Origin of the sequence: Cronobacter sp. HA18006 (assembly GCF_011605445.1) — a bacterium.
Taxonomy (GTDB): Bacteria; Pseudomonadota; Gammaproteobacteria; order Enterobacterales; family Enterobacteriaceae; genus Cronobacter; species Cronobacter sakazakii.
On record NZ_JAANQB010000022.1, the window covers coordinates 293,620 to 316,631 of the forward strand.

The 23,012-nt window shown below is 48.9% G+C and carries 23 protein-coding genes and 5 pseudogenes; 17 read left to right on the top strand and 11 right to left on the bottom strand.

All coding sequences use genetic code 11. The features are described from left to right. The first annotated feature begins 349 nt into the window (after positions 1-349). A complete protein-coding gene (locus tag G9X48_RS16020) occupies positions 350-739 on the top strand; it encodes a thioesterase family protein (RefSeq protein WP_038878335.1) in 390 nt (129 codons plus the stop codon). Positions 740-1,092: 353 nt separating this feature from the next. On the opposite strand, the gene zorD is transcribed toward G9X48_RS16020, so the two are convergent. The 4 genes and pseudogenes from zorD to zorA1 all read right to left on the bottom strand — a co-directional run bounded on the left by zorD (position 1,093) and on the right by zorA1 (position 8,958). Continuing rightward, positions 1,093-4,335: a type I Zorya anti-phage system protein ZorD gene (zorD, locus tag G9X48_RS16025; protein ID WP_097641784.1), complete on the bottom strand. Its 3,243-nt coding sequence runs from the start codon at positions 4,333-4,335 to the stop codon at positions 1,093-1,095. Then, the gene (gene zorC, locus G9X48_RS16030; protein ID WP_097641785.1) at positions 4,335-6,017 is read right to left on the bottom strand and encodes a type I Zorya anti-phage system protein ZorC; all 1,683 of its coding nucleotides are present in this window, start codon (positions 6,015-6,017) and stop codon (positions 4,335-4,337) included. Before zorC ends, zorD begins: the two co-directional genes overlap by 1 nt. Continuing rightward, positions 6,014-6,754: a type I Zorya anti-phage system protein ZorB1 gene (zorB1, locus tag G9X48_RS16035; protein WP_004386112.1), complete on the bottom strand. Its 741-nt coding sequence runs from the start codon at positions 6,752-6,754 to the stop codon at positions 6,014-6,016. Before zorB1 ends, zorC begins: the two co-directional genes overlap by 4 nt. A gap of 13 nt (positions 6,755-6,767) precedes the next feature. Then, positions 6,768-8,958 (bottom strand): annotated as a pseudogene (gene zorA1, locus G9X48_RS16040) (type I Zorya anti-phage system protein ZorA1). 337 nt (positions 8,959-9,295) lie between these two features. Between zorA1 and G9X48_RS16045 the strand changes: the two are divergent. Then, positions 9,296-10,552: pseudogene (locus tag G9X48_RS16045) on the top strand (class I SAM-dependent DNA methyltransferase); the annotation flags it as partial. Here the strand turns inward: G9X48_RS16045 and G9X48_RS16050 are convergent. The 7 genes and pseudogenes from G9X48_RS16050 to G9X48_RS16085 form a co-directional block, all read right to left on the bottom strand. After that, positions 10,534-11,031, bottom strand: a pseudogene (locus G9X48_RS16050) (ORF6N domain-containing protein); the annotation flags it as partial. The pseudogenes G9X48_RS16045 and G9X48_RS16050 overlap by 19 nt on opposite strands. Before the next feature lie 12 nt (positions 11,032-11,043). Further along, the gene (locus G9X48_RS21295) at positions 11,044-11,634 is read right to left on the bottom strand and encodes a hypothetical protein (protein WP_208091289.1); all 591 of its coding nucleotides are present in this window, start codon (positions 11,632-11,634) and stop codon (positions 11,044-11,046) included. Next, on the bottom strand, positions 11,635-11,859 hold the full coding sequence (locus G9X48_RS16065) for a hypothetical protein (protein ID WP_105629600.1): 225 nt from the start codon (positions 11,857-11,859) through the stop codon (positions 11,635-11,637). 175 nt (positions 11,860-12,034) lie between these two features. Further along, entirely contained in the window at positions 12,035-12,220 is a 186-nt protein-coding gene (locus G9X48_RS16070; protein ID WP_105629601.1) for a hypothetical protein, read from the bottom strand. Beyond that, entirely contained in the window at positions 12,220-12,414 is a 195-nt protein-coding gene (locus tag G9X48_RS16075) for a hypothetical protein (RefSeq protein WP_105629602.1), read from the bottom strand. Before G9X48_RS16075 ends, G9X48_RS16070 begins: the two co-directional genes overlap by 1 nt. Further along, on the bottom strand, positions 12,404-12,709 hold the full coding sequence (locus tag G9X48_RS16080) for a hypothetical protein (protein WP_029591912.1): 306 nt from the start codon (positions 12,707-12,709) through the stop codon (positions 12,404-12,406). The genes G9X48_RS16075 and G9X48_RS16080 overlap by 11 nt, the downstream gene beginning before the upstream one ends. 186 nt (positions 12,710-12,895) lie before the next feature. Beyond that, positions 12,896-13,528 carry a S24 family peptidase gene (locus G9X48_RS16085; RefSeq protein ID WP_029591911.1) on the bottom strand — a complete coding sequence of 211 codons (633 nt, stop codon included), beginning with the start codon at positions 13,526-13,528 and terminating at the stop codon, positions 12,896-12,898. Between the two features lie 105 nt (positions 13,529-13,633). Between G9X48_RS16085 and G9X48_RS16090 the strand changes: the two genes are divergently transcribed. The 15 genes and pseudogenes from G9X48_RS16090 (at position 13,634) to G9X48_RS16150 (ending at position 23,006) form a co-directional block, all read left to right on the top strand. Further along, positions 13,634-13,828: a helix-turn-helix transcriptional regulator gene (locus tag G9X48_RS16090; RefSeq protein WP_029591910.1), complete on the top strand. Its 195-nt coding sequence runs from the start codon at positions 13,634-13,636 to the stop codon at positions 13,826-13,828. Further along, on the top strand, positions 13,818-14,117 hold the full coding sequence (locus tag G9X48_RS21530; RefSeq protein WP_029591909.1) for a hypothetical protein: 300 nt from the start codon (positions 13,818-13,820) through the stop codon (positions 14,115-14,117). The genes G9X48_RS16090 and G9X48_RS21530 overlap by 11 nt, the downstream gene beginning before the upstream one ends. A 428-nt stretch (positions 14,118-14,545) precedes the next feature. Further along, positions 14,546-16,156, top strand: a complete 1,611-nt coding sequence (locus G9X48_RS16095; RefSeq protein ID WP_105629603.1) for a DEAD/DEAH box helicase — start codon at positions 14,546-14,548, stop codon at positions 16,154-16,156. Next, positions 16,153-16,380, top strand: a pseudogene (locus tag G9X48_RS21300) (primase-helicase zinc-binding domain-containing protein); the annotation flags it as partial. The gene G9X48_RS16095 and the pseudogene G9X48_RS21300, both read left to right, overlap by 4 nt. Continuing rightward, a pseudogene (locus G9X48_RS21305) lies at positions 16,375-16,641 on the top strand (TerB family tellurite resistance protein); the annotation flags it as partial. The pseudogenes G9X48_RS21300 and G9X48_RS21305, both read left to right, overlap by 6 nt. Next, complete coding sequence (locus G9X48_RS16105; protein ID WP_024559552.1) at positions 16,638-16,793, top strand: DUF3927 family protein; 156 nt, start codon at positions 16,638-16,640, stop codon at positions 16,791-16,793. The pseudogene G9X48_RS21305 and the gene G9X48_RS16105, both read left to right, overlap by 4 nt. Positions 16,794-16,960: 167 nt before the next feature. Beyond that, positions 16,961-17,152, top strand: coding sequence for a hypothetical protein (locus G9X48_RS16110; RefSeq protein ID WP_024558469.1), 192 nt, complete (start codon positions 16,961-16,963; stop codon positions 17,150-17,152). A 540-nt stretch (positions 17,153-17,692) separates the two neighbouring features. Continuing rightward, positions 17,693-17,935 carry a phage holin gene (locus G9X48_RS16115; RefSeq protein ID WP_166499963.1) on the top strand — a complete coding sequence of 81 codons (243 nt, stop codon included), beginning with the start codon at positions 17,693-17,695 and terminating at the stop codon, positions 17,933-17,935. A gap of 2 nt (positions 17,936-17,937) precedes the next feature. After that, on the top strand, positions 17,938-18,441 hold the full coding sequence (locus tag G9X48_RS16120) for a lysozyme (protein ID WP_105629605.1): 504 nt from the start codon (positions 17,938-17,940) through the stop codon (positions 18,439-18,441). Continuing rightward, positions 18,431-18,886: a lysis protein gene (locus G9X48_RS16125; protein ID WP_105629606.1), complete on the top strand. Its 456-nt coding sequence runs from the start codon at positions 18,431-18,433 to the stop codon at positions 18,884-18,886. Before G9X48_RS16120 ends, G9X48_RS16125 begins: the two co-directional genes overlap by 11 nt. Positions 18,887-19,182: 296 nt before the next feature. Further along, positions 19,183-19,887 (top strand): phage antirepressor KilAC domain-containing protein, encoded by a 705-nt coding sequence (locus tag G9X48_RS16130; protein ID WP_105629607.1) that lies wholly within the window; start codon positions 19,183-19,185, stop codon positions 19,885-19,887. A 132-nt stretch (positions 19,888-20,019) separates the two neighbouring features. Next, complete coding sequence (locus G9X48_RS16135) at positions 20,020-20,181, top strand: hypothetical protein (protein WP_155486115.1); 162 nt, start codon at positions 20,020-20,022, stop codon at positions 20,179-20,181. A 475-nt stretch (positions 20,182-20,656) separates the two neighbouring features. Next, positions 20,657-20,902, top strand: a complete 246-nt coding sequence (locus G9X48_RS16140; RefSeq protein ID WP_243760755.1) for a hypothetical protein — start codon at positions 20,657-20,659, stop codon at positions 20,900-20,902. Between the two features lie 3 nt (positions 20,903-20,905). Further along, positions 20,906-21,523 (top strand): putative metallopeptidase, encoded by a 618-nt coding sequence (locus G9X48_RS16145; protein ID WP_105629608.1) that lies wholly within the window; start codon positions 20,906-20,908, stop codon positions 21,521-21,523. Continuing rightward, positions 21,465-23,006, top strand: coding sequence for a phage tail protein (locus G9X48_RS16150; protein ID WP_105629609.1), 1,542 nt, complete (start codon positions 21,465-21,467; stop codon positions 23,004-23,006). The genes G9X48_RS16145 and G9X48_RS16150 overlap by 59 nt, the downstream gene beginning before the upstream one ends. Positions 23,007-23,012: the final 6 nt, after the last annotated feature.

Sequence of the window (23,012 nt, forward strand, 5' to 3'; positions counted from 1 at the left end):
TCAGAAAATAAACGTTAAGGAGGCGTTCGTCTGAATGGTTTGTACTTCTGACGCCAGTATCCAGGCGAGTAACCCCGAATAATGCACCATTTTTCTAACCCTGTTTATTACCAGGCCAACATGGTCGATGAAAAATGGATTGATCCCGAAAACTAAAGGGGGATGTTGAGCGAGTAAGCTAAGATTCTTCTCACCTTCATTATAAAGCCAGGAAACCATTAGCCCGGTTTGCACAGTGGCAACGATCTGCGCCTGAAGCCTTACGCGCGGTTACGCGTTAGAATCATCGCAACATGCACAAATACACGTTAAACCAGGCAGGGCCAGTGGCCCGTAATCAGGAGCAGAGATGTTCAGTAAAATTTATGAGGTTGATGAAAGCCATATCGATTTTCAGGGCGTCGTGGACGGGCTCTATTACCCGTTTTACATGGAATGGGCGCGCCACGCGTTTATGAGAGAAGCGCTGGGGATTGATATCGAAGAGGAGTTTAAGCAGGGGCGACTGTACATGGTGCTGGAGTATTCTCTGCGTTTTCGCCAGAGCCTGAAAAAAGGCGACACTGTGGAAGTGACCTGCCAGCTTGAAAAAAACGTCAAACGTAACAGGGTTAACTTCGCTCAGCAGATCCGCGTGAATGGCGCGACCTATGCGGAAGCAACCTTCGTCGCCACGTGTCTGGTCAATGGCAGACCTTCTATGCCGGACGCGGTGGTCAAGGCGTTGGAAGAACTCTGATTTTCTTTCATGACCGGCGCAGTCGTTTTTGAGGGGGCGTGCGCCGGTTTCAAGCGGATCATCCTTTAAAAGCCCCGCCGCTGAATGCGTGGGGCGGTAAAACAGGAAAGGTTACGCTCAGCGCGTGACCTGAACAGCTAAAGTGGCATTCGCCAGGAAGCGATATTCAGATGGCGCTATCCAGCCCAGCGCAGAGCCGGTCGATTTCAGTCTGAATATATTTCCTGCGCTGCTTAAACAGGATACGGGCAGGGACGAGGCGCTCAATCAACATTGGCTTTCTGATGACGTATTCTATGACCATCTCTTTTACATCTTTTTCTGACCATCCCTGCGCAGCATATAAAAATAGACTAAGTTCCTTTAAGTATATCCTCAAAGTCTGTACTGCTTAAATCTGGTGCAGCACATAGCATATCTTTGGCCAGCGCGCGTCGACGCTTAAGAAGTTCATCAAGCGTTACTTCAAAAGTGGTGATTTCAGGATCTCTCACTGTAGGGTAATAAACATATACATCTTTAGTTTGCCCAATTCGGTACGCCCGATCCGTTGCCTGATCTTCTTTAGCTGGATTCCAGCATCGCGTGAAATGAATAACATGATTAGCTTTCTGTACATTAACGCCGAAACCTACGGCAACCGTAGACAGAATGATTACTCCAAACCCTGGTTGAGACTGGAAATTATCTATCAGGCGCTGGCGGCTGTTTTGACTGTGACTTTTAGTACTGGTATCACCATTGATAATAACCGGTCGGAAACCAAATTTTTGGTATATCGCATGTTGAAGTTCACGCTGTAAATCACGAAGCTCTGTAAAAATAATAACCTTGTCTTTTGTGGTTGCTTTTATTTCCGCAAGTTTTTTTAGCAGCCAATTAAGTTTGGGAGAGTTGTCCCGAAAAGGAGGGGCTGGATCAACGACTGCGGGATGCGCGCAAATGAGTTTCAGCTTGTGTAACAAACCTAACATACCAGTTCCTGCCTGTTGCATCTCTTCGCTAAAGGCTTGTTGCTGTTGCCAGTTTGCAACAGACGAAAGGTAGAGCTTTTTTTGAACACCGGAGAATATCAACTGTTTGCAGCTTTCCACTTCAATTTTCCGGGGTAAATCACGAGCAACCTCTTCTTTAGTGCGGCGTAAAGTCTGAGGTTCTATTAGCGCGCGCAAAGTTTCCAGCCGTTCAGTATCTCGTCCAGCTTCGTTCTCTATAGAACGCACATAATGTTTACCAAATTCATTTAGCGCTCCTAACAAGCCTGGCTGGGCAAAATCAAACAAGCTCCACAGGTCAACAAGGGTATTTTCGACCGGTGTGCCGGTGCAAGCCACTTTAAATCTTGCTTGTACCGCGTTAGCGGCATGTGTGATTAGTGCTGCAGGATTTTTTATCTTTTGCGCCTCGTCGCATACCATAATAGACCAGGACTGGCGTGCCAGAGAAAACTCTTGATCGCGAAGTGTTTCATAGGTCGTCAGTACGATTTTCGACTCACCTTGCCAGCCTGGTTTAAGCAGGTTCTTGATCCCCTGAGATTGCAGATGAGCAGGAATAGCTTGTTTAGGATATTTCAACGCTTTAATGGTCTCGCCATACAACTTCAAAACCGGAACACCTGTTGTGTAGAAAAAATTGTCCAGCTCACGTTCCCAGTTATCAAGAAGAGAGACAGGCGCAACAATAAGACTTGGCGGCTCTTGCGGGAATTTTTCAATGAACCATACCAGGAAGCTTAAAATTTGTAGTGTTTTCCCAAGCCCCATATCATCCGCAAGAAGGCAACCTGCGGTTTCCTCTGGTGAACGGATGAATAGTTGCTGAAGCCAGGCGAGACCTTCGCGTTGATGATCTTTAAGTCGGATATGTTCTTTGAGACTGAGCGGAATTTCAGGTTCTGCATTACGCGCACTGAGAAGTAAATTACGGCGCTGTTTTATGTAGGCAGCTTCTTCAATATTTTGCTCAATTTTGAGTACGGCTCGGGTTGGTTTATCTACAATATTGCCCGCAGATCCATTCGCAACGCTCTGCTTTTTTTCCCATTTTTTACTAAAGATTTTTGCGGCATCCAGCGGTAATTCGCTGTCATTCCAGGGGGCAGTAATATGCGTTTCACCAGCAGCTTCAGCCTGATTAATTCTCTTCTGTAGTTCATCGAAATGGTGAAGATTTTCAGGTTGCCAATCAGTCAGCGTTTCGACTGCAAACACGGAAAAATCGATGTCATCTGGAAGCCAGTTTTCACTTTGCGCTTTCGTCAGCCAGGGCGAGGAAATTTTTTCAAACTCACCGATGCCAATTACCCGGTCACCATATTTCGCGATATCCAGCACATCGCTAAATTCTTTCCCTTCAATTTCTTGCTGCCAGCGAGCCAGGAGAGCCTGGCAGTCGTGCCACTGTTTTTCTGTGAACTGACTTAACTCCAGTTCGTACCCTTGCCATGAACCTGCAGGCATCTGTGCAGCGACACTAATACCGAGTTGCTGTACGAATTTTTCCAGCTCCCAGGGGGCGGAGAACACAAAAGCAATTTCTGGCTGGGGAACAGGTGATATAGGCTCAAGTACAAGTGTAACATCCGCAATTTTATTATCTGGATTCCATTGAGGTATTAACCTGAAATGATGAAAGAAAATTTTGGCGTTAAATAATGCTCTTTCATGCTCTTCTGGTGCAATAACTCTGGCTGCGTCTTCACCTAAAAATGCATAAGGATTGCGGACAAAAGAAAGCGCTTCACTTCCGGCTACTCTCCGACCTGGAATCGAATGAATTGAATTCAAAACCTCTTTTACTTCGGGAGCGATTATGACATGGCTGAGTTCACCATTCTCTCCTGGAATGCGGTAGCTATCGTGAACCTGCGAGTTCTTGTCAAAATTACTCAGCCAGTTAGCGGGCTGGTCTTCGAAATGAGGTTCAATTTCGATAACCGCGGTATCCGCAACGGTTGCTTTACGCAGACGTAATGACAATGAAGTCGGTTTGACGACATGCGTTTTTTCTAAATAATCATCAAATTTTGCGCCAGCTTGTTTCGCACATTTGCGGATAGCGGCCCAGCCCAGCTGGTTAGTGGTTTCGCCGGGAATCTGAATTTGCTGCGCACTGAGTTGTTCTGTTGCCTGTAAAAGTGCCCAGTTTTCCTGCGATAACAGATATTGCTGATTATCATGGGTTAGTATGGCACCAAGACGACTAAAACGGATTGGCTTGCGGCCTGGGACCGTAGCCCATTCCGAAATCCAGACGCGAAAATCGCTATCGCTTAACGCACCACGTGAACACAAGCTTGCGCGTAACGGCAGTACCTCAGGTACGCCGATAAGTGGCAGGCTAGTGGCATGATCTTCATCTTCCAGCAGGCAATATAATGCCTCCCAACTCAACAGCCACCGGTCTGTCAGCGATATCAGATAGTCTTCTTCAGCCAGTTGCTCAAGCCAGGATGCCAGTGCCCAGAGCTGCGAATCATCAACCAGAGACAGTGAAAAGCTGAGCCCGTTTTCCTCAACCTGATATTTATCTTTAAGGTGGCGCTCTATCTGCTGACGGTCTCCCGTCAGTTTACTTAACAGGCGTTTCAGCATTATTTTATCCAGTAACGATGGGGTGCTTTGGCTACAGGTGAAAAGCCTAATCGTAACAACTCTCTTTCTAATGCGTCGTCAGCGGTATTAAGCTGGACGGACAGCACTCCACCTTTTTGCCGGTTATCGCTAACGATACAGGGGACATTTTCTACAAGACGCTGTATAGCAGTATCCCGCTGTGGGTTAATAATTTTTACTTTGGAGAAAGAAATAGAAGAAGGCTTCTGTTTCTCAATAAATTTAACAGGTTCTTCGGCCAGCCAGCGAATACCTAATTTGCGTAACTCATCATCATATTTCAACATCCAGCCCGTGATATGAGCTTTGCTATATCCTTCAGCACGTGGCATATGAGGTATTCTTAATACACATTGCCCTTGATCTTTTAAATGAAGGTTGATGTCCAGAGTACTTGATTCAGGATTAAAAGGGGCCTGGCCAACTCGATAGGCGTACATCGCGTTCCCGGTTCCTGAGAACTCAACGAAGATATAATCATTAATCTGCATAATCATCGCGTTATCAAAATTACGTCCACCTCGTAAGTTACTTAAGCGTCCTTTATTCTCTTCCCTGAATTTCACAAAATCACCTCTTCGATCTTGCCTTGCATCCGTGCCTAGCACAATACGGGTGAAGCCCATCTGATTTGCAAACCTGAGCCAGTAAAAGAGGCGGGCTTGATCTACATCGCCGTTTCCACGCAACAACTCGAAGAAATGCATCAAATCTTGTTTTGCCAGCCAGCTCCGAACCATGCCTGCAACGGGTTCAGAAACATATTGGTACCATTTATTCTGCTGGCTTTTTAGCTGTGGGTTATCCCAATATTCTAGTGCAGCTACTTTCAATGCGGAATGAGCCTGATCACGATATGTTGAATGGTAATAGCGAGTAAGGGTTGCGCTTATAATGTCATTCCGAAAGCGAACCCATTGCGCTGCCAGATCTAACAGCCAGCTGATTTTATCCAGATATTCTGGGTCATCCATAGTATCAAGCTGTGCCAGGAGCACGGTAAAAATACGTTTCCACAACCAGCTGCTGTCATGAATTTGAGCGATCTTTTCCAACGATGAGAGTGAGTTATGCTCACCTGCAAGTAACTGTCTGGAGATAACGCCGCCTGCCTGCGGGGTAAAAATATCGTGATAAAATTCTATGGTTTTCATCCAGGGTTTTTCTCGCCTTATGGCCGATTTCACAACGAGGTAACCCTGTGCTATATGACCACGTAGTACGCACCAGTGTGGATTTTGTTCAGGAGTTTCATTCTGGTAGGCAAAGTAGCTTGCACAAAGTGCAGCCCAATCCTTGCGCTTAAGATTATTTGATGCGATGCATTTTTTAATTTTACTATCTACTTTTGGAAAGAGCGTGTCGTCTTCCAGCAGTATCGGTTGGTTAGGATATAACGGATCATTATCGGCAAGCCCATAAAATATCATCCGCCAGTCTCGCCCGCTGAGTTCTTGTGCAAGGCGAAGACGACGTAGCGCCTCCAGACGAATTTCATGTGGTGGAGCGGGGATTTTATCGGCTTTATCAAACCTTTTTTCCATTTCTATTCCTGCTGACGTCAATGCATCAAAGTCATTTCGCAAAAAAGTTTCACTCTGCTGGGTGACTGAGAGAGCCGCAGTAATACGTTGTGAAAGCGAATTCAATGCTGAGGTCATTGCGGCATTACCAACTGACAAACTTCTTTATTTATTACAGGAGGAAAGTCCACCGTCTCATCCCCATCGCGTTTATCTTTAAGCCCGAAGAACTGCATACGTAACTCAACACGACGGCTGGCTTCTTTACTCTCTTTAGCATTATTAAAGGAAACACCACCTGCCAGGAAAAGCTTACGGATTTGAAGCTGTTGCTCGATGGTAATGTTTTTTTGCAGAGGGCTGCGGCTATCTAGCAGGCTGCACATTACCCATTCAGAACGCTGTAAAGAAAGATGCAAATTATAAAGATATGAACCGTCGGTATCGGTGAATCCTTCAATAACAATTTGCTTAAACCACTTTTTGCCTTCTTCACTTTCGGCAGCTTCAAGCACCAGAGGGACGACATCCTGCAATGCCTTTTGTCCTTCTGCATTGAGGAAAAAACGATTGTGATCGAAGCGGCCAGCCTCGCCAAAACTGATACGATTATCGTGACAATCTACCACAATGGTTTTGTTTAGATTACGGGCATGGAGTTCAAGGCGCTCGCACAATCGCGTAATATCCTGCCCACGTGTTTTTTCGCCTTGTTCTGCTTTCTGAATGCGTTGAGTAACCGAACTTAGCGAAGCAACCATGACAACCAGAAATAGCACCATCATTGCCGTCATCAGATCAGCATACGAAATCCAGAAGGGTTTCTCCGCTTCGTCACCGCGCCGTTTTTTTATGCTCCATGTATTACCAAACATTTACTGTTCCCTCTCAGACACGAACGCGGGACAGGACATCATCAAGCTCGCTGATGCTTTCTCCGACTTGTTCAACAGCGCCTGCAAGCAAAGTGGAAGCTTTCGCCATTTCAACGTCCAGCTTGCCAAGCGTCTTGTCCAGACTACGTGATACGCCTTCAGCGAAGTCTTCAAAACCTTTGCCGAGTACATCACTGACGTTATCCATAAAGGTCTGCGCTTCCCGGTTATAGCTCTGTAAACGCTCGCCATGTTGCTTAAGATCGGCAATAAACTGACTACGGGTGGTTTGTTCAGATTGTGTATTGGCAGCGAGCAGCTCGAGCATGGCGATAGATTTGCTAATGGCTTCGCGATTGTTACGATAATCTGCCACGACAGAAGTAAGCTCGCTGGTAGCGCCGGAAAGGGTTGAACCTGCCGATTGCGCTTTATTCAGGACATCAGCGGTAATGTGGTTGGCTTGCGATACGCGATCACCTGCCTCTTCGAAACGTTCAGCCGCCACTCGCATTTTGTCTGCGCCGTGTTGCATATCCTGAATTTGTCGGTTGGTTTGTTCCGCAAGCTGGCGCAGCGTTTCAGTGGTGCTCTTATGTTGCTGCGAAACGGTGTCGATCAACTGTTTAATCTGATCATCAACCTCACCCATGACGCGCTGTGTCTGTTCGTGCAGCGACTGCTGATTTGCTTGCTGATGTGCAGATATCTGTTGTTGGCCTTTGTCCATCTGACTAAACAGACCGCCAAGCTGTTCGCCAAGTGCCTCAACGGAGGACGCCATTTTTTCCATTGTGGCGCTTTGCCCTTGCTGCACTGAATTCTGAATGGCTTCGATAAAGGCAGCCATATGTTCAGCCTGAGCCTTTCCACGGGCTTCACTGTCAGCGAACATTTTTTCAAGCTGTCGAGCCATACGCTCACCTGCGCCTTCGCCTTCGGCGCCGATTCTGGCGACCGATGCCTGCAGGCTGGTAAGCATATCGTTCATGCCTGCCTGCATGGCTTGCTGACCGGATTTCATTTCAGCTAACAATTGTTCAATTAACTGCGCGCTCCCCTGACGGGAATCGTCGCTGACCTGACGCATGTCCTGTAACAAAGCAGAGAAACCACTTTGCATCGTTTGGATCGCGCCAACGGTTTGTCCCATCATGTCGTTGAGGTTCGTAAATTGCTGACCAAATGTGGTATCGAGCTTCGCCATAAACGCCGTCAACACATCCTGCAGCATGTTCTGCACCATACCGCTTTGATCGCCACTGGCGGTCTGAACTGCACCCGCAATTTTATCAAGTGGAGACTTCAGGCTATTTTCGATAGCACCACTGACCTGATCGGCGAACTGCATGCCGGATTCACGATAGGTAGCACTTAGCGTATTCGCCAGTCGTTCGTTTTCAACCTTTTGACTCTCGGTGAGATGCAGCAGCATATCGCGCAGATCGGTGACCAGGCTTTCTTTTAAATGACGAGCTTGTGTCGCGCTGTCATTGCTGGATTTCACCAGCGAGGCGAGGTACTCCTCACCCACACCGCTGATATAGAGTTTGTCGAGCGAAGCAGTAAACTTTTCCAGATATTTGTAGCATTTGGCGATAGATAGCTTTTCGATCCAGGTCACTACAATAGAAGCACAAATGGCGGCGGCTGACCCCAGGAAAGCGTATAACACGTCGTGCAGCAGATTATTGACGCTGCTGGAGACTTGCTCTGGAGTGCTGGGGTCGAAATGATTGAGGCCTATCATCAGGCCATAAGAAGGTGCCGATAATACCTATGCCGGTCAGAATACCGGGTAAGTGCTTAAAAAATTCGGTGTTCAGCGGAATATCAATAAGCTGCTGCTCAGAGAAGAAACTGGCGCTTGGCGCTGTGGCCCGAACGCGAACAATTTTCTCTTCACCGTTTTCCAGCTCACGTTGAGGGTGCAACGATTCCTCAAATTCATTCCATGCGTGCCTGAATTCAGGCTTCTGGAACAAGTTTCGCAGATGATCAAGCTGCTCGACTGGCGCGGTGTTTTCGAGGCTATTAATTGAGTGTGTATATTTTTTCAGACCGTTAATAATTTTTATGGCTCTGAACAAATAAAAGTAAATAAAGCAACCAAAGGCCACGCCAACAAGAATGCCAACTGTAATTGGTACGTTATGAGGATGAACTGAAGTAAGCGTCAGCAAGAAAGAATTAAGCCATGACATAGTTTTATCCGTTGAATATATTAGCCAGCACCCATAATTACCATCGACAATTCTTGGTTTATCTTTAACCAAAATTTGTATGCTGAGATAGTCATTGTTGTACCGTTCCACAATTCACAAACAGCCCCGTCCGTTCAGGGGATGAACGGTGAAAGCAGGGGGCTCAAAAGGAATGGCAAGATAGTTTCCTATCATTTGACGCTCAAATGCAAATTTCTTTACGCAGTGTCGTTTGTAATCATTACCGTTCCCGGTATCATTTTGCGCACCAGATTCCAAACCTGAATTTGCGCTGAAGCATGACTGCTTTAGCGCTGCGAGCTATCAAGGAATTTTCATGAACAACGCCGAACAACAGTTCCTGAACGAACTGGATAACAAATTCTGGAAGGCCGCAGATAAACTGCGCGCCAACATGGATGCCGCCAATTACAAGCATGTGGTGTTGGGGCTTATCTTTCTGAAGTATGTGTCCGATGCCTTCGAGGCGCGCCAGCAAGAGCTGATGACGTTATTTCGTGATGTCGGCAACCCGGACAACATCTATGCGATTTCTCGCGACGATTACAGCAGTGACGAAGAGTACGCGCAGGCGCTGCTGGATGAGCTCGAAGTAGAAGACTACTACACCGAGAAGAACGTCTTCTGGGTGCCGAAAGCCGCGCGCTGGGAAACGCTGAAAAACAAAGCCATGCTGCCAACCGGCACCGTGTTGTGGGTGGATGAAACCACCGGGCAGGAGGTGAAGCTGCGCTCCGTCTCCTGGCTGGTGGACAACGCGCTGGATGAAATTGAAAAAACCAACCCGAAACTGAAAGGTATTCTTAACCGTATCAGTCAGTATCAACTGGGCAACGAGGTACTGACCGGGCTGATTAACACTTTCTCTGACGCCAACTTCAGCAACCCAGAATATAACGGCGAGAAGCTGAGCCTTAAGAGCAAAGATATTCTCGGTCACGTTTACGAATATTTCCTCGGTCAGTTCGCGCTGGCAGAAGGCAAACAGGGCGGCCAGTACTACACGCCAAAAAGCATCGTGACCCTGATCGTCGAAATGCTCCAGCCCTATAACGGCCGCGTGTATGACCCGGCGATGGGCTCCGGCGGGTTCTTTGTGTCCAGCGATCGCTTTATTGAAGAGCACGCGGGCGAGAAGCACTACAATGCTGCTGAACAGAAGCAGAAGATCTCCGTCTACGGCCAGGAATCTAACCCGACCACCTGGCGTCTGGCAGCCATGAACATGGCGATCCGTGGCATCGACTTCAACTTCGGCACTAAAAACGCCGACACCCTGCTGGACGACCAGCACCCGGATCTGCGTGCCGACTTCGTGATGGCTAACCCGCCGTTCAACATGAAGGAGTGGTGGAGCGCGAAGCTGGAAAACGACGTGCGCTGGAAGTACGGCACACCGCCGCAGAGCAACGCTAACTTCGCATGGATGCAGCATATGATCCACCACCTCGCGCCAAAAGGTTCGATGGCACTGCTGTTGGCCAATGGCTCGATGAGCTCTAACACCAATAACGAAGGTGAGATCCGCCGCAACCTGATCGAAGCCGATCTGGTGGAGTGTATGGTGGCGTTAAGCGTTTTGTTCTCCAGCGCAGCAGCTTCAGCGCGCTCTTCTGCCTCGATCACCATCAGCGCCAGCGCTTTGCGGCTGATCGCTGCCTGACTTATTGGTGCTGAAATCGCCTCGCGTTGGGTGAAGTAAAATTCAACCAGGTCTTCGTGATAGTCCCATGCCTGATCGGTTTCGAGCATCTTCGCGTGGTTTGCGGCGCCGCGTTCCGTCCAAAGACGCAGATTGCGGGCTCGTTTACCAACTGCATTACTTAAAGATACCCAGTTCTTCATCTTACGAAGCTCTTCCCCCTGGACGTCAAAGTAGTGTTTACCCTCAATGAATCGGTCTTGGTTGCGGTGATAGTTGACAGTGATATTGTTCACGTCAGTGCCATATCCGGCGGCCAGCTGTTCAGTGGTCACAACGCGCTGACCGCGATATTCGATGATCTGCAAGTCACGAGCCGCTACTGGTGCTAATTCAGTTTTCATTGCCATTCCATCTCCCCCTTAATGCACAATCGGTTTTACAGGTAACTCCCCGCCGGCACGGAGACGAACAGCCAGGTCGATAAAAAGGTCGTCAAGAAACTGGTTGAACCACGACTGGCCGTTCTCACGGACTTGCGAATCATTCGAGTGATAAAACTGATAAACAGCGATATAGCGTTCTTGCGGTTTGTGAGCGATAAGCTCCTCTTCAACATATTTGATAAGCACGCTTTCGATCAGCTGCTGCGTTATTTCAAAAACATGCTCACCGTTTTTGAATTGGTATTTACCTTCACGAAGCCCCCAGCGTTTATCGCATTCGATAAGGTAAAGAAGGGCAGTGCTGGCGCGCACGTGAGGGACTACATCAAGGGACCGGTAATAAACATCTTTGATAGTTTCATTTCCCTTTTTGGCTCCTGCCTCACGACGGGCGAGTAACTCAAAACGGGATAACAGACCGTCCATAACAATTTCTGTTAATTCGATGGTGGTAATGCCGCCTTTCGGTAATTTGATAACAATTGCGTTACCGCCAGTTTTGCGTAAGTGGCGCAACAGCGCTGATTTAACGATGCGGCGGCGATAAGTGAGAATGCTATTTTCCATTTACTTACGCTCCCTCTGAGCATCTTCAATTGCTAAAACTATCTTTTCTTCTGCATCAGTCCACGAATAAACAGAACCAGCGAGGTCGTATGCGAGCCCTAAAAGACCATCCAGTTGTTGACTGTCAAAATCTTTATGATGGGAGCAAATTGTTTGCATTAATGCGTTGAGCTGTTCGGCAATTAAATTGACGCTCTGGATGTCCTGCCTTTGTTGCGTTTTCATAGGTTACCGCCCGTAAGCTTTTTTCAGGTGAAGTACTGCGATATCCCAGTAGCCCAGGCGCGCGAGAATTAATGCTGATTTGAAGGCTGATTTATCTTTCATTTTCTTCACTCCATTTTTAGGGTGAGCGAATCCACAGCGGTTAGCTGTTATTTATTCGGTTGCAAATGATGTTTTATTTTTTTAGCGAATCGAGCTTAATATCGGCATCATTAATTGCTTCCTCTACACCTTCCAGAAGTGTTATTACGGATGATATTAGCGTTGCTTCGTAATCATCCCGAGGGCTTTCCAGCCACACGCCAAGAACTGCTTCAGCTTGCTTGACACGGTTCTTAGCGCTCAGTAAACAAATAGCCATTATTTATTACCTCTTTGCGATTGCTCTTCCAGTAACCAGCAATACACCTCTCCCGCCAGACGTCGAGTAAGAGTTACTACTGAACTCAGTTGCGCTTCATCAATATGATCGGGATAGCTTTCAAGCATCCTCAATACCGTTTCCATAAGGCAGGACTTTTCCACGGCCTGCTCCAGGGTAATTTCATGCGCCATGTTTCCCATCCTTTAATCCAGAAAGGTATGCAGCTGTCTGAGAAACTTTGTTAGTTGCAATTGCCAGTTCAGATAAATCAAAAATAATATCTGCAAGAGAAATTATTTTTTGCGATTCATTTTCATCATCATCTGATAAGTTGCGCACGCCAGCGCTTATGAACTGTATTGCCTCTAACAGAGAAATAGTTTTTCCATCTGCATCCTCAGCGATGCTCGGATAATCAAAACCTTCGTCGCCGTCGTAGCGGAAATCAGAGATATGTACTATCTGATGAAATTTAGTGGCGCTCATCTTTATTCCTCAGTCATTTAAGATGATTAAAGAATACAGATAAAACTGTATTTTTTGCAACAGATTAAACTGTAAAATATCCATGGTTTTACATATGTAATTGTATTTTATGAATATTTAATTTTGGAGTGGCATAAAAAAACCGGCGAAAGCCGGTTTTCATATTCAAATATGAGGAGGTGAGGGCTAGCGTTTTCTGCGAAAAATCCGGTGCTCCACCATTACTCCGAGGATGGTTAGTGGCTGGTTATCGCTATTGATAACAGGATAATCATCATTGAGGGGGACCAGCTCAAAATGCTGACAGCCTTTCATATCAGTATAAGTTGGACGGTATTTTTTAAAAGTGGCTTCGTTACCACCATTTTTGGCTACTACAAACTCTCCCGGGCAAGGCTCAATCTCAGGGTCAACGATTATTATATCGCCATCTTTAAAATCAGGCTCCATAGAGTCACCTTCAATACGGAGCCCGAAACTGAACTCAGACAATTCAGAATCTGTAAGAATGTACTCGAAACTGCCGTCAAATGCCTCTATCGGTGGCTTTTCTGCGAGCGCTCCTGCCTGAACGTAGCTAATCAATGGAACTCTCCTGCTGTTCACTTCCGAGAGCGGCTTAAATGCACCGCCATTCATAAGCCAGTTAGCATCACAGCGTAACGCCTTAGCTATGCCAATGATGTTACGTGGCTTGAGAGTCTTTCCATCTTCAATGCTTTGCCATGATTGCTGACGTATCCCGGCAAGCTCTGCTGCTTCTGTTTGGGTAAGTCCGAGCTCAATTCTCTTTTGTTTCACCCGTTCTGCCAGTCCCATGCGTCTGCCCCTGTAAATTATTTTATTAATTTTTACAGCTTAAACTGTATTTGACAAACAGTAAATTCTGTAGAAATATACAGATAAAACTGTGAGGTGTTTACAATGAATCTTGCTCATCGAGTTAAGCAAAAACGAGTTGAGTTAAGCCTGTCTCAAACACAACTGGCTCAAAAAGTAGGTATGCGGCAGCAATCATTACAGGCTATTGAGTCGGGAGAAACCAAACGACCACGTCTTCTTATCGAGCTGGCTGCCGCGCTTGGATGCGAACCGCATTGGTTACTTTATGGCGAATGATTTCTTTAAGCCAGAACCGTCAATGCCGCAAATATACAGTCAGGCCGATGCCGCCTGGATACAGGAACAACTTCAGGTACTGCCGACGCCGATCAGGCAGAAAGCAGTAGCGAGATATGTGGAGGTCTATCAGGCGGCTTGGGAAGAGGAGCCGGTTAGCTTCCGAAAGGAAAACAAAGCGAGACACGAAGCAAACACCAGGCTTCGCCTGTTCGTGAGGAATCACGGCAGGGCATTACAGGGGTATACCGCCGAACCGCCCCTGGCTGGAACGCAACCGCGTTCTTGATCACTTCGGGTTTAAAGGTACCCGAACAGAAGCAGGCTTAAAGGTGCCTGTTTAGGTCGGCAACCAACTGACTCAAATCCTCATATGTACTAGGGAAATAGTACGTTTTTATGGGGAAGAGGGAAAGGGGGGTAAGGGGGGATTGGGTGTAGGGGTAGGAATAGGGCCTTTTCCAACAGGAGAGATCCATAGGTTAGGTAGATCTCAGTCTTAAGAGCTACACCAAAAAAAAGCGACCGTATCAGCAAGGTAGTACAGAAGCTGAAGGCGCAGAGAATTGAGGAAGGTTCTTCCTGGAAGAGTGCATTTCAGGGGAGCTGATTCAGAAAGGAGGCTGGCAACCTTTGGGGAGGTCGCCAGCCATGTGAAGAGGTATCCATGAACACCACGTCACAAAATTATTATCTCATTACCGCGGGGGCAGCACAATGCAGCTGACTATCACACCGAACTTTGCACAGGAACGCGCGCTCAACATGTTGCGCCGTAACTGGAAGGCACACGACACCTTCATGGTGTACTCGCCCACCGGCAGCGGTAAAACTGGGCTGGCCGCTTTCATCGTTGCCGGGTTTGTCAGCCGTGGCATGCGAGTTCTGTTCTGCGCGCCATACACCATCCTGATTGGTCAGACAGCTAATCGCTTTGTTGAGTATGGGCTGCCCGGCGATGAGATTGGTTATATCTGGGCAGACCATCCGAATTACGATCCGGCTCGGAAAATTCAGATTGCGAGCGCCGATACACTTATTCGCCGTGTTTTCCCTGACAACATCGACCTGCTGATTATCGACGAAGCGCACCTGCGCAAAAAACGCATCCTGCAGGATATTGATCGCCTGCGCGCTAAAGGCGTGAAAGTCATTGGGCTGTCGGGTACACCGTTCTCCCCGTTCCTGGGAAAATATTATGACCGACTCATTAAACCGACCACCATCGGCGAGCTGATTCAACGCGGTGACCTGAGTAATTACGAGTTTTACGCGCCCACCAAGCCGGATCTGAAAGGCGTTAAATCATCTCCATCACTGGAGTTCGGCAGCGATTACAACGAGGCGCAGCTGGCCGAGATTATGTGCGGCTCTACGCTGGTGGGCGATATCGTCCAAAACTGGCTGGAGCATGGCCGGGATCTGCCGACAATCGCGTTCTGCGTGAACGTAGCCCACGCCAATTTCCTGACCATCCGGTTTAACCAGGCTGGCGTAAATGCCGAGGTAATGACCGCTGATACCCCGGTGGACGAACGGCAGACCATCATTCACCGCTTTGAAACAGGCGCCACGAAAATCATTGTCAGCGTGGGTGTGTTGGTGGCCGGGTTCGACAGCGACGTTCGCTGCATCATCTACGCAAGGCCAACCAAGAGCGAAATTCGCTGGCTGCAGGCGCTCGGGCGTGGTCTGCGCACTGCACCGGGAAAAGAGTCCTGCCTCATCTTTGATCACAGCGGCACCGTTCACCGGCTGGGCTATCCGGATTCTATCGAGTATGACGATCTCCCCGGTAAATCTGACGGCATGGAGGAAAGCGCACGCCGGGCAGTTGAGGAACGCGAAGAAAAGCTGCCGCACGAATGTCCGCAATGCCACTACATGAAACCAGCTGGCGTCTATGTCTGCCCGAAGTGCGGCCATAAGCCGCTGGCAGGCGAGGACATCGACACCGACACCGGGCGCAAGCTTAAAAAGCTGGGTAAGGATAAGCCGCAGCCGACGAAGGCCGAAAAACAAGCCTGGTGGAGTCAGATCAAGTTTTACCAGAAGCAGCGCGAATCCCTGGGCAAAACACCTGTAAGCGACGGATGGTGTAAGCACACGTTTCATGAACGTTTCGGGGAGTGGCCCCGCGGACTGAGCGACTATCCGATGGATATTACCCCCACGGTTTCGAACTTCATCAAGCACAAGCAGATTGCTTTTGCAAAGGGTAAGGCCAGGCGCATAGAGGAGGCTCAGAAATCGGAGGTTCCCGCGTCAATTCAGCAGGCACAAAAAACGATTAGCGACATCAGACAGCAGTTAGGGAAACGAGCATGAAGACAGCAGATGCAGCTAAGGGCCAGTGGGCCATGATTTTTGAGCATTATGGGCTACCGCCGATCACCGGGAAAAACCACTTCAAAGGGAAGTGCCCGGTATGTGACTCGATTGGCAAATTCCGCATTGATGATCGTGATGGAGCGGGCACCTGGATCTGTACGTGCGGCAGCGGCGACGGTCTGAAACTGGTGACCACCACCCAGGGCAAACCCTTTAACCAGCCTGCGCTGGCGGCGTTCACCTCTGAAATCAACTCCATCAGCGCGACCATCGTCGGCCAGCTCGATACCAATTTCAAGATTGGTCGCCGTGCTGCGCTGCGCGAGATTGAAGACGTTAAGCACGATACCCGCGAAGCAGAAGACGTGCTCGATGTGGCGGTTGCCATTGCTGAAGCTGACGGTGAAGTTGAGCCGGAAGAGCGCAAGGTGCTGGAAGAGATTGCTAACGCGCTGGGCCTGCGTCTGGAAAACCACCTCTGATGAAAAAACTCCGCTTCGCCGCCGCCGGGGTGCTGCTCTTTCTGGTTGTCGCTATCGACTTCACCAGCAAAGTGATGTCTGTCCTGGCGGATGGTGTGCTGGTGGCCGGGGTAGTTCTTCTGCTCCTGCCGATGCTTAAAACAACTAAATAACTCTCTGCAAAAGGCGTCTGCGGGCGCCTTTGACAGCGCGTTATTTATTCCCGGTAAACATCGTGTGAGTTTGGCAGCAGAATTGAGCAAGTCTTATCGCACCGCTATAAGCCCACTCTATAATTCCACCGTCTGGCTGTTTAGTTTAACAATCACAGGGGGCGGGGATGGAAGAGGGCTTTTACTGGGTGCTTTACGCTGGCGAAAAGCTGGTGGCGTATTATTCGCAGGAAGAAACGCGGCACCATGAAACAGGTGAACTGGTTAACGGCGTCTGGCACTTTGCCGGAACCAGCGGCTGGGTAGCGATGAAAGAAGAGGCTTCGGTTCTTGATGGTCCGTTACAGCCACCAGCATGAATAAAGATTTACTCGCTCTGTGAGCGGAGTCACCCCTTCGCTTATCCTGGCATCTATATTTTAACCGTGGCGGCAACATCTCCCCGGCATAACCCCGGCGCCACGCCATAATTAGCTTACTTGAGTGAATCCTGATACTCGGCCAGTTCTCTGTGAACTGGCCTTTTTTTATCCGCTGCGCAGTAACCATTACGTCTTTAATGGCTTTGTATTATTGACGGTAATATTTGTCTGCTAATAATTAACTATCTGGTAAAACCCGTGTATCTGAACGCGTTAGCAAGAGACTCCCTCATTGCATCTGATGCGAACCACTAAAGCCAGATGTGGTTATCAAATGGTTTCCGGCACGGAAAAAAGACTGCATGTGTGTTAATCGCCAGCTCTGACCGGGCTGGCTTTTTTTATTCCCGATTTCTGCCCGGTTCATCCGGGCTTTTCTTTGGCCGCAGGCAATCAGCGCTAATTCTTCCCCTGTAACGAGTGCCTGACGGCCATTCCCTGACTACGCACAGCCTCCACCAAACGGAGGTAAGAGAAATGTTTGATATGAGCAAACTGGCTACGGGCGCTGCTTACGGCGCATCTGCCGGGACGGTAGCCAATAGCCTGCTTACCCGGCTCAGTCCCGACGAGTGGAGCGCCGTCGGCGTTATCGTTGGCATCGTGGTCGCGATTATGACCTTCGGCATCAACTGGTATTACAAGCGCAAAACGACGATGGCTCAGATTCAGGCTTATGAGCGCTGGCCCGCAGGTCCTCAACAAATCAAAGAGGATTAACCATGGCGATATCTGCATCATTACGTAACAAGCTTATTGCCGTGGCGGGTGCTGGCTCTATCGCAATCGCAACGGTATTCCTTGGTGGTCAGGACGGCGTGGAAGGGCGCAAGTACGAAGCCTATAAGGATGTGGCTGGCGTCTGGACAGTTTGCGACGGGCACACTGGCCGCGACATCGTGATCGGCAAGAAGTACACCGATCGCGAATGCGACCAATTGCTGTGGAAAGACCTGCAACCCGCTAAAAAGACAGTTGACCGACTCGTTAAGGTTCCGCTCGGCGAATACCAGCGCGCGGCGCTCTACAGCTTCGTGTTCAACGTTGGTGCGGATGCCTTCTCTAAATCAACTCTGCTTCGCAAGCTGAACCGCGGCGACCAGGAAGGCGCCTGCGAAGAGATGCGCCGCTGGGTTTACGCTGGTGGCATGAAGTGGAAAGGCTTGCAGAACAGACGCGAGATGGAACGCTCCATGTGCCTGGCGGAGAGCAAAGATGACCTTTGACTGGAAACCTTTGTTTCTGCTGGCTGCGCTGGTGGCGTTCGGTGCGTTGGCGTTCTGGTACCACGGCAGGGCGGCAGACGAGAAGCAGCGTGCCGACGCAGCCGAGCATAACCTGAAGCTGGCGAACGACACAATCAGCGACATGCAGACGCGCCAGCGTGACGTAGCGGCGCTTGATGCGAAATACACGAAGGAGTTGGCGGATGCTCAGGAAAACATTAATCAACTTGAGCGTGATGTCGCTAATGGTAATAAGCGGCTGCGCCTCGCAGCAACGTGCGGAAAGAACGGAGCGACCAGCACCACCGGCGTGGATGATGGCACCGGCCCCCGACTTACTGACGCCGCTGAACGGGATTATTTCACTCTCCGGCAGCGAATCGAAATCGTCACCAAACAACTGACAGGCCTGCAAGCATATGTGCGCGAGCAGTGCCTTAAATAACCCGGCTTTAAATGTGATCTGGATAGCAAAGTGCAAATTTTTATTGCCTCCTAAAATCTATTAATAACTCCCAATAGCTATTCAGGCCTATTCATTGGCCGTTTCGATAAGCCTGAAAAAATTTGATTTACTCAAGCCTCGCCACTGTGCGGGGCTTTTTTATGCGCTTCGCACGCGCAAACAATAGCCCGAGCCTTTCAGAAAGCTGAGCCTGAGAACAACCGTTGGCATCATGGCGGCCTCTCGGGTGACGGCTGTTCTGTGCGACAGGCTCATCTTCCTAAAAGGTAATTGTCATGAAAGAGATGATCTCGGTAGAGCGTGAAGTGTCCATGAACAGTCTGGACTTTCTGAATAGCATTATTAACCCGGCCCGTGTCGACGCCGGAGAAACCCCTCATGAACCACGTAAGTTCCTGGCAAAAATTGAGGATGAGCTGGAGCTTGACGGAACCGGAAAAAAATTCCGGTTAAATAATAACCAAACTCAAACAGCTTATTACGACCTCGACTTTGACCAGATGATGCTGGTAGGCATGAGAGAGTCAAAGGCTGTAAGGCGCTCAGTACTTGCAAAACTGAAAGTGATGCACGGTCCGCAAATTCCGCAGACGCTTCCCGAAGCTCTCCGTCTTGCAGCAGATCTGGCAGAGCAGAATGCCCAACTGGAAAACAAGCTCGCTATTGCCGCGCCGAAAGTTGAATTTGTTGATCACTACGTCGAAGCAACTGGTGCTATGGGATTCCGTGAAGCAGCAAAACTGCTGAAGGTAAAAGAAACTGACTTCCGACTGTTCCTGATAGAGCAGGGAATCATGTATCGCCTGGCGGGGAAATTGACACCCTATGCTCAGCATCTCGATGCCGGTCGATTCACCATGAAAACCGGAGAGAACCAGAATAACGGCCATGCCTTCACTCAGGCTAAGTTCACTCCGCGTGGCATCCAGTGGATCGCCGCATTACTGGCAAGTCACAAGCTTGACGACCAGGCAGCCTAAGAAGACGTGAGAGCCACTTTCACAACGGCTCTCCATTACAAAGCTTATCCACGGGTGGGCTTGATAATGTATTTAAAGTTTTTTGTACTTTGGCCGATCAGATTGTGTGGTTACTTCTAACGAGGGAAAGCAATGGCTAAGGCAACTGTTTCATGCCCACACTGTGGTGGCACATCAACTTATGATGTAGGTATTTCAGAGGGTGATGGTTCAAGTGGAAAAAAATGTCCGCAGTGCAAAAAACATTTAGTAATTCATTTTCGTAAAGGCTCTGTTTATAAGGTTACATCTTAAACCGTCTAAAGAATAATCAAACCGCCTTCGGGCGGTTTTTTATTGCCATCGCCATGGGCAGCCCCATCGTAATGGCGTAACCAAATCCAGCGTTAATCATGACCTTTTAATAAGCACTCATTAAGGCTGAGATGCGCCTGCTCCAGTTGCGGGTTGATAAGTACCGATGGCAGGCCTGGTATAAAGCGGTTAGGTAGTTGCAGAAAATTGGCCCTTCTGGTGAAACCTCTGTTGAAACACCAGAAGGGGGCCAAGGGCCACACATAGTCTAACGATATAAGTTTTATTAAGGACGCCTTGATCTGCCAGATACATAAGATTATTTCGAGCGTTTAGCCATAAGCTCGCTTGCACTTATTTCCGCATAAGTGTTTCTGGATAATTAGCAGGGTCAGCCGAGGTGACACTAACTGTTCAGGCATTCCAGCAGGCATTCACTGAGTGCCTGTGATAATGCAAACCAGAGGATGAATCCATGCCCCAGTACGCTGTAACGGTCAAAAAGAAAGACGGCACTGTCTACGAAGGCATCATGACCGTCAAAGAGCCTCAACTGGTCAACGGCATGTTTGCCCTCGCCAGAGCTAACGGCGGGTGGAAATACCTTCAGCCTGACACGGTTGATGAAATCGACTATGAGCCGGTTGAAGAGACAGACACCAACGGCACCGACGAGCCTCAGGCAGATGAAGCTGGCGTTACGGAAGAGGCAACGGAGTAACCCATGGCGAACGATGACGAGCGCAGGCCATTCCCGCCGGTTAACTTCATCAACTCCGATAACTGGCAGCCATACACCAGGCTAATCCCCGCCAATGAAGTACATGAATGGGTAAGCCGTCAAATCCTCAGCGAAGCCGGAAGAATCCATAACCCTGACCACGCACACCTTACTGATGCTGACCTTTGCTTCATGTGGGCCTCCGACTCTTTCGCGAAGAAAGGCCGTTACGTTCTGGGGCAGGCTGAGCAGGTAATGCTGAGAGCTGGGGGATGGCAGAAAGCCCGCATGGAACAGCAGATGCATGAATGGTTCGGTCGCATACCGAAGTTCATCATCACGCTGGCTGCCGATTATTGCGCTCAATGCAATGACATTGAGTTCTGCGCGCTGGTGGAGCACGAGCTTTATCACATCGCCCAGGCAACTGATGATTTTGGTGCGCCGAAGTTCAACAAAGAGACCGGGCAGCCAGTGCTGACATTACGCGGCCACGATGTGGAAGAGTTCGTCGGCGTTGTTCGTCGTTACGGCGCCAGCAAAGACGTACAGGAACTGGTTGATGCAGCAAACAGGCCAGCGGAGGTTCCCAAAAAACGTGCCAGCAGGTTCAACTCCTGAAACCACGGGTGGCATTGGTGCCGGTAAGTGGCTAAGTGTGGGCGATGCCACGCTGAGAAGAGACCTGGCGACCGGACAGCAGGCGGCACTGATTGGATATGAAGACGGGACGGTAAAGTCAGCTCTGGACGAGTTTAGCGCAAAAACAGGCTTCAACGCGGTAGGCCGCTTCCTCAATTTATCAGAATTGCGCGCGCAGGCACCATCATCAGCCGGCCAGATTGTCTATGTTGCATCGGCTGCCAGCGCATCTCATGCAGAAACCCATGTTGGGGGTGGCTTCTTCCAGTCGGTTGATAACGTGCAGAATTGGCCCGACGATGGCGGTATTGTCATCAAGCCAGCGACAGGAACGCTTGTCTGGAAGCGTATCAACTTCACTGCGTACGATATGCAATTTTGGGGCGTGAAGGCTGATGGCGTTACCGATAACGCCGATGCTATTACGCTCGCGACAAATTACGCGCGCGCAAACCGCATCATTCTTGATGCTCCAGCGGGTAATATTCATACAAGTCAGATGGTCCCCATCTACAGTAACATGGGTATTCGTGGGCAGGGCGTTAAAGCAGAGGGGACTGTATTCTGGAAAACCACTAACAATGCTTTCCCCTATAAGAACGGCTCCAGTACAGTCATAACTATGGATGCGCTTGTAGGGCTTGTGCCTAACAAGTATGACCGGGCAGATTCAAGCATGGAATCATTCTGCGTTCATGCAAGACTTGAGGCCTGCATGTTCCGCCGTCTTGGTTTAACCGAGGCAAATGTTGATGCTATCCGCCCTGCTGTCGGACTCTTTATCAACAAGGCTGGTGCCGCTGTAATACGACAAGTGGCAGTAGAGGGCGGTTATCAGGGCGTTGTATGGTACAACATGTTCTCATCTGTGATGGAGATGGTTTCAGCTACCCAATGGCCTGGACACGGATACTCAGGTTTCTCAGGCGTAGATTATCGTAATGGTGTACTCAATATGTCTGGTACAAGTGTTGATATGCGCTTGTGTCAGACTAATGGATATCAGTTTGGTTTTGATATTCAGCGCTTAGAATATACGACGATGACAAACTGTACCGCTGAAACCATTACACCTATGTCTGGCGAAACTGTTTGTTATGCCTTCAACTTTGTTGACCCGTACTGCATCCAGATGAATACCTGTGCCACTGAATTTGTTAAAGGTGGTCAAATACGGGTATCAACCGCTCCAAGTCCCAGCTTTGTCCGATCCCTTACCATCAATGGTTATCTGCCGATTGACCAGCAGAATCCGGTGGCGTCTACGCCTATCTATTCAGTAGATAGTGGCGCCGTTGGTTCGCTTAAAGTCACGTTTATCGGTGGCGATCTTTCCAGACAAACCTTGACTAACCTTACTGCGCCATATGTTTCTGGTTCTAACGCTAAAGTGGTTGTTATAAACGCTGGCGGTGAAGACTGGGTGGAAGCTAGCGGAGGAGAATTTATTAGGCTGGGGTAATTTAGT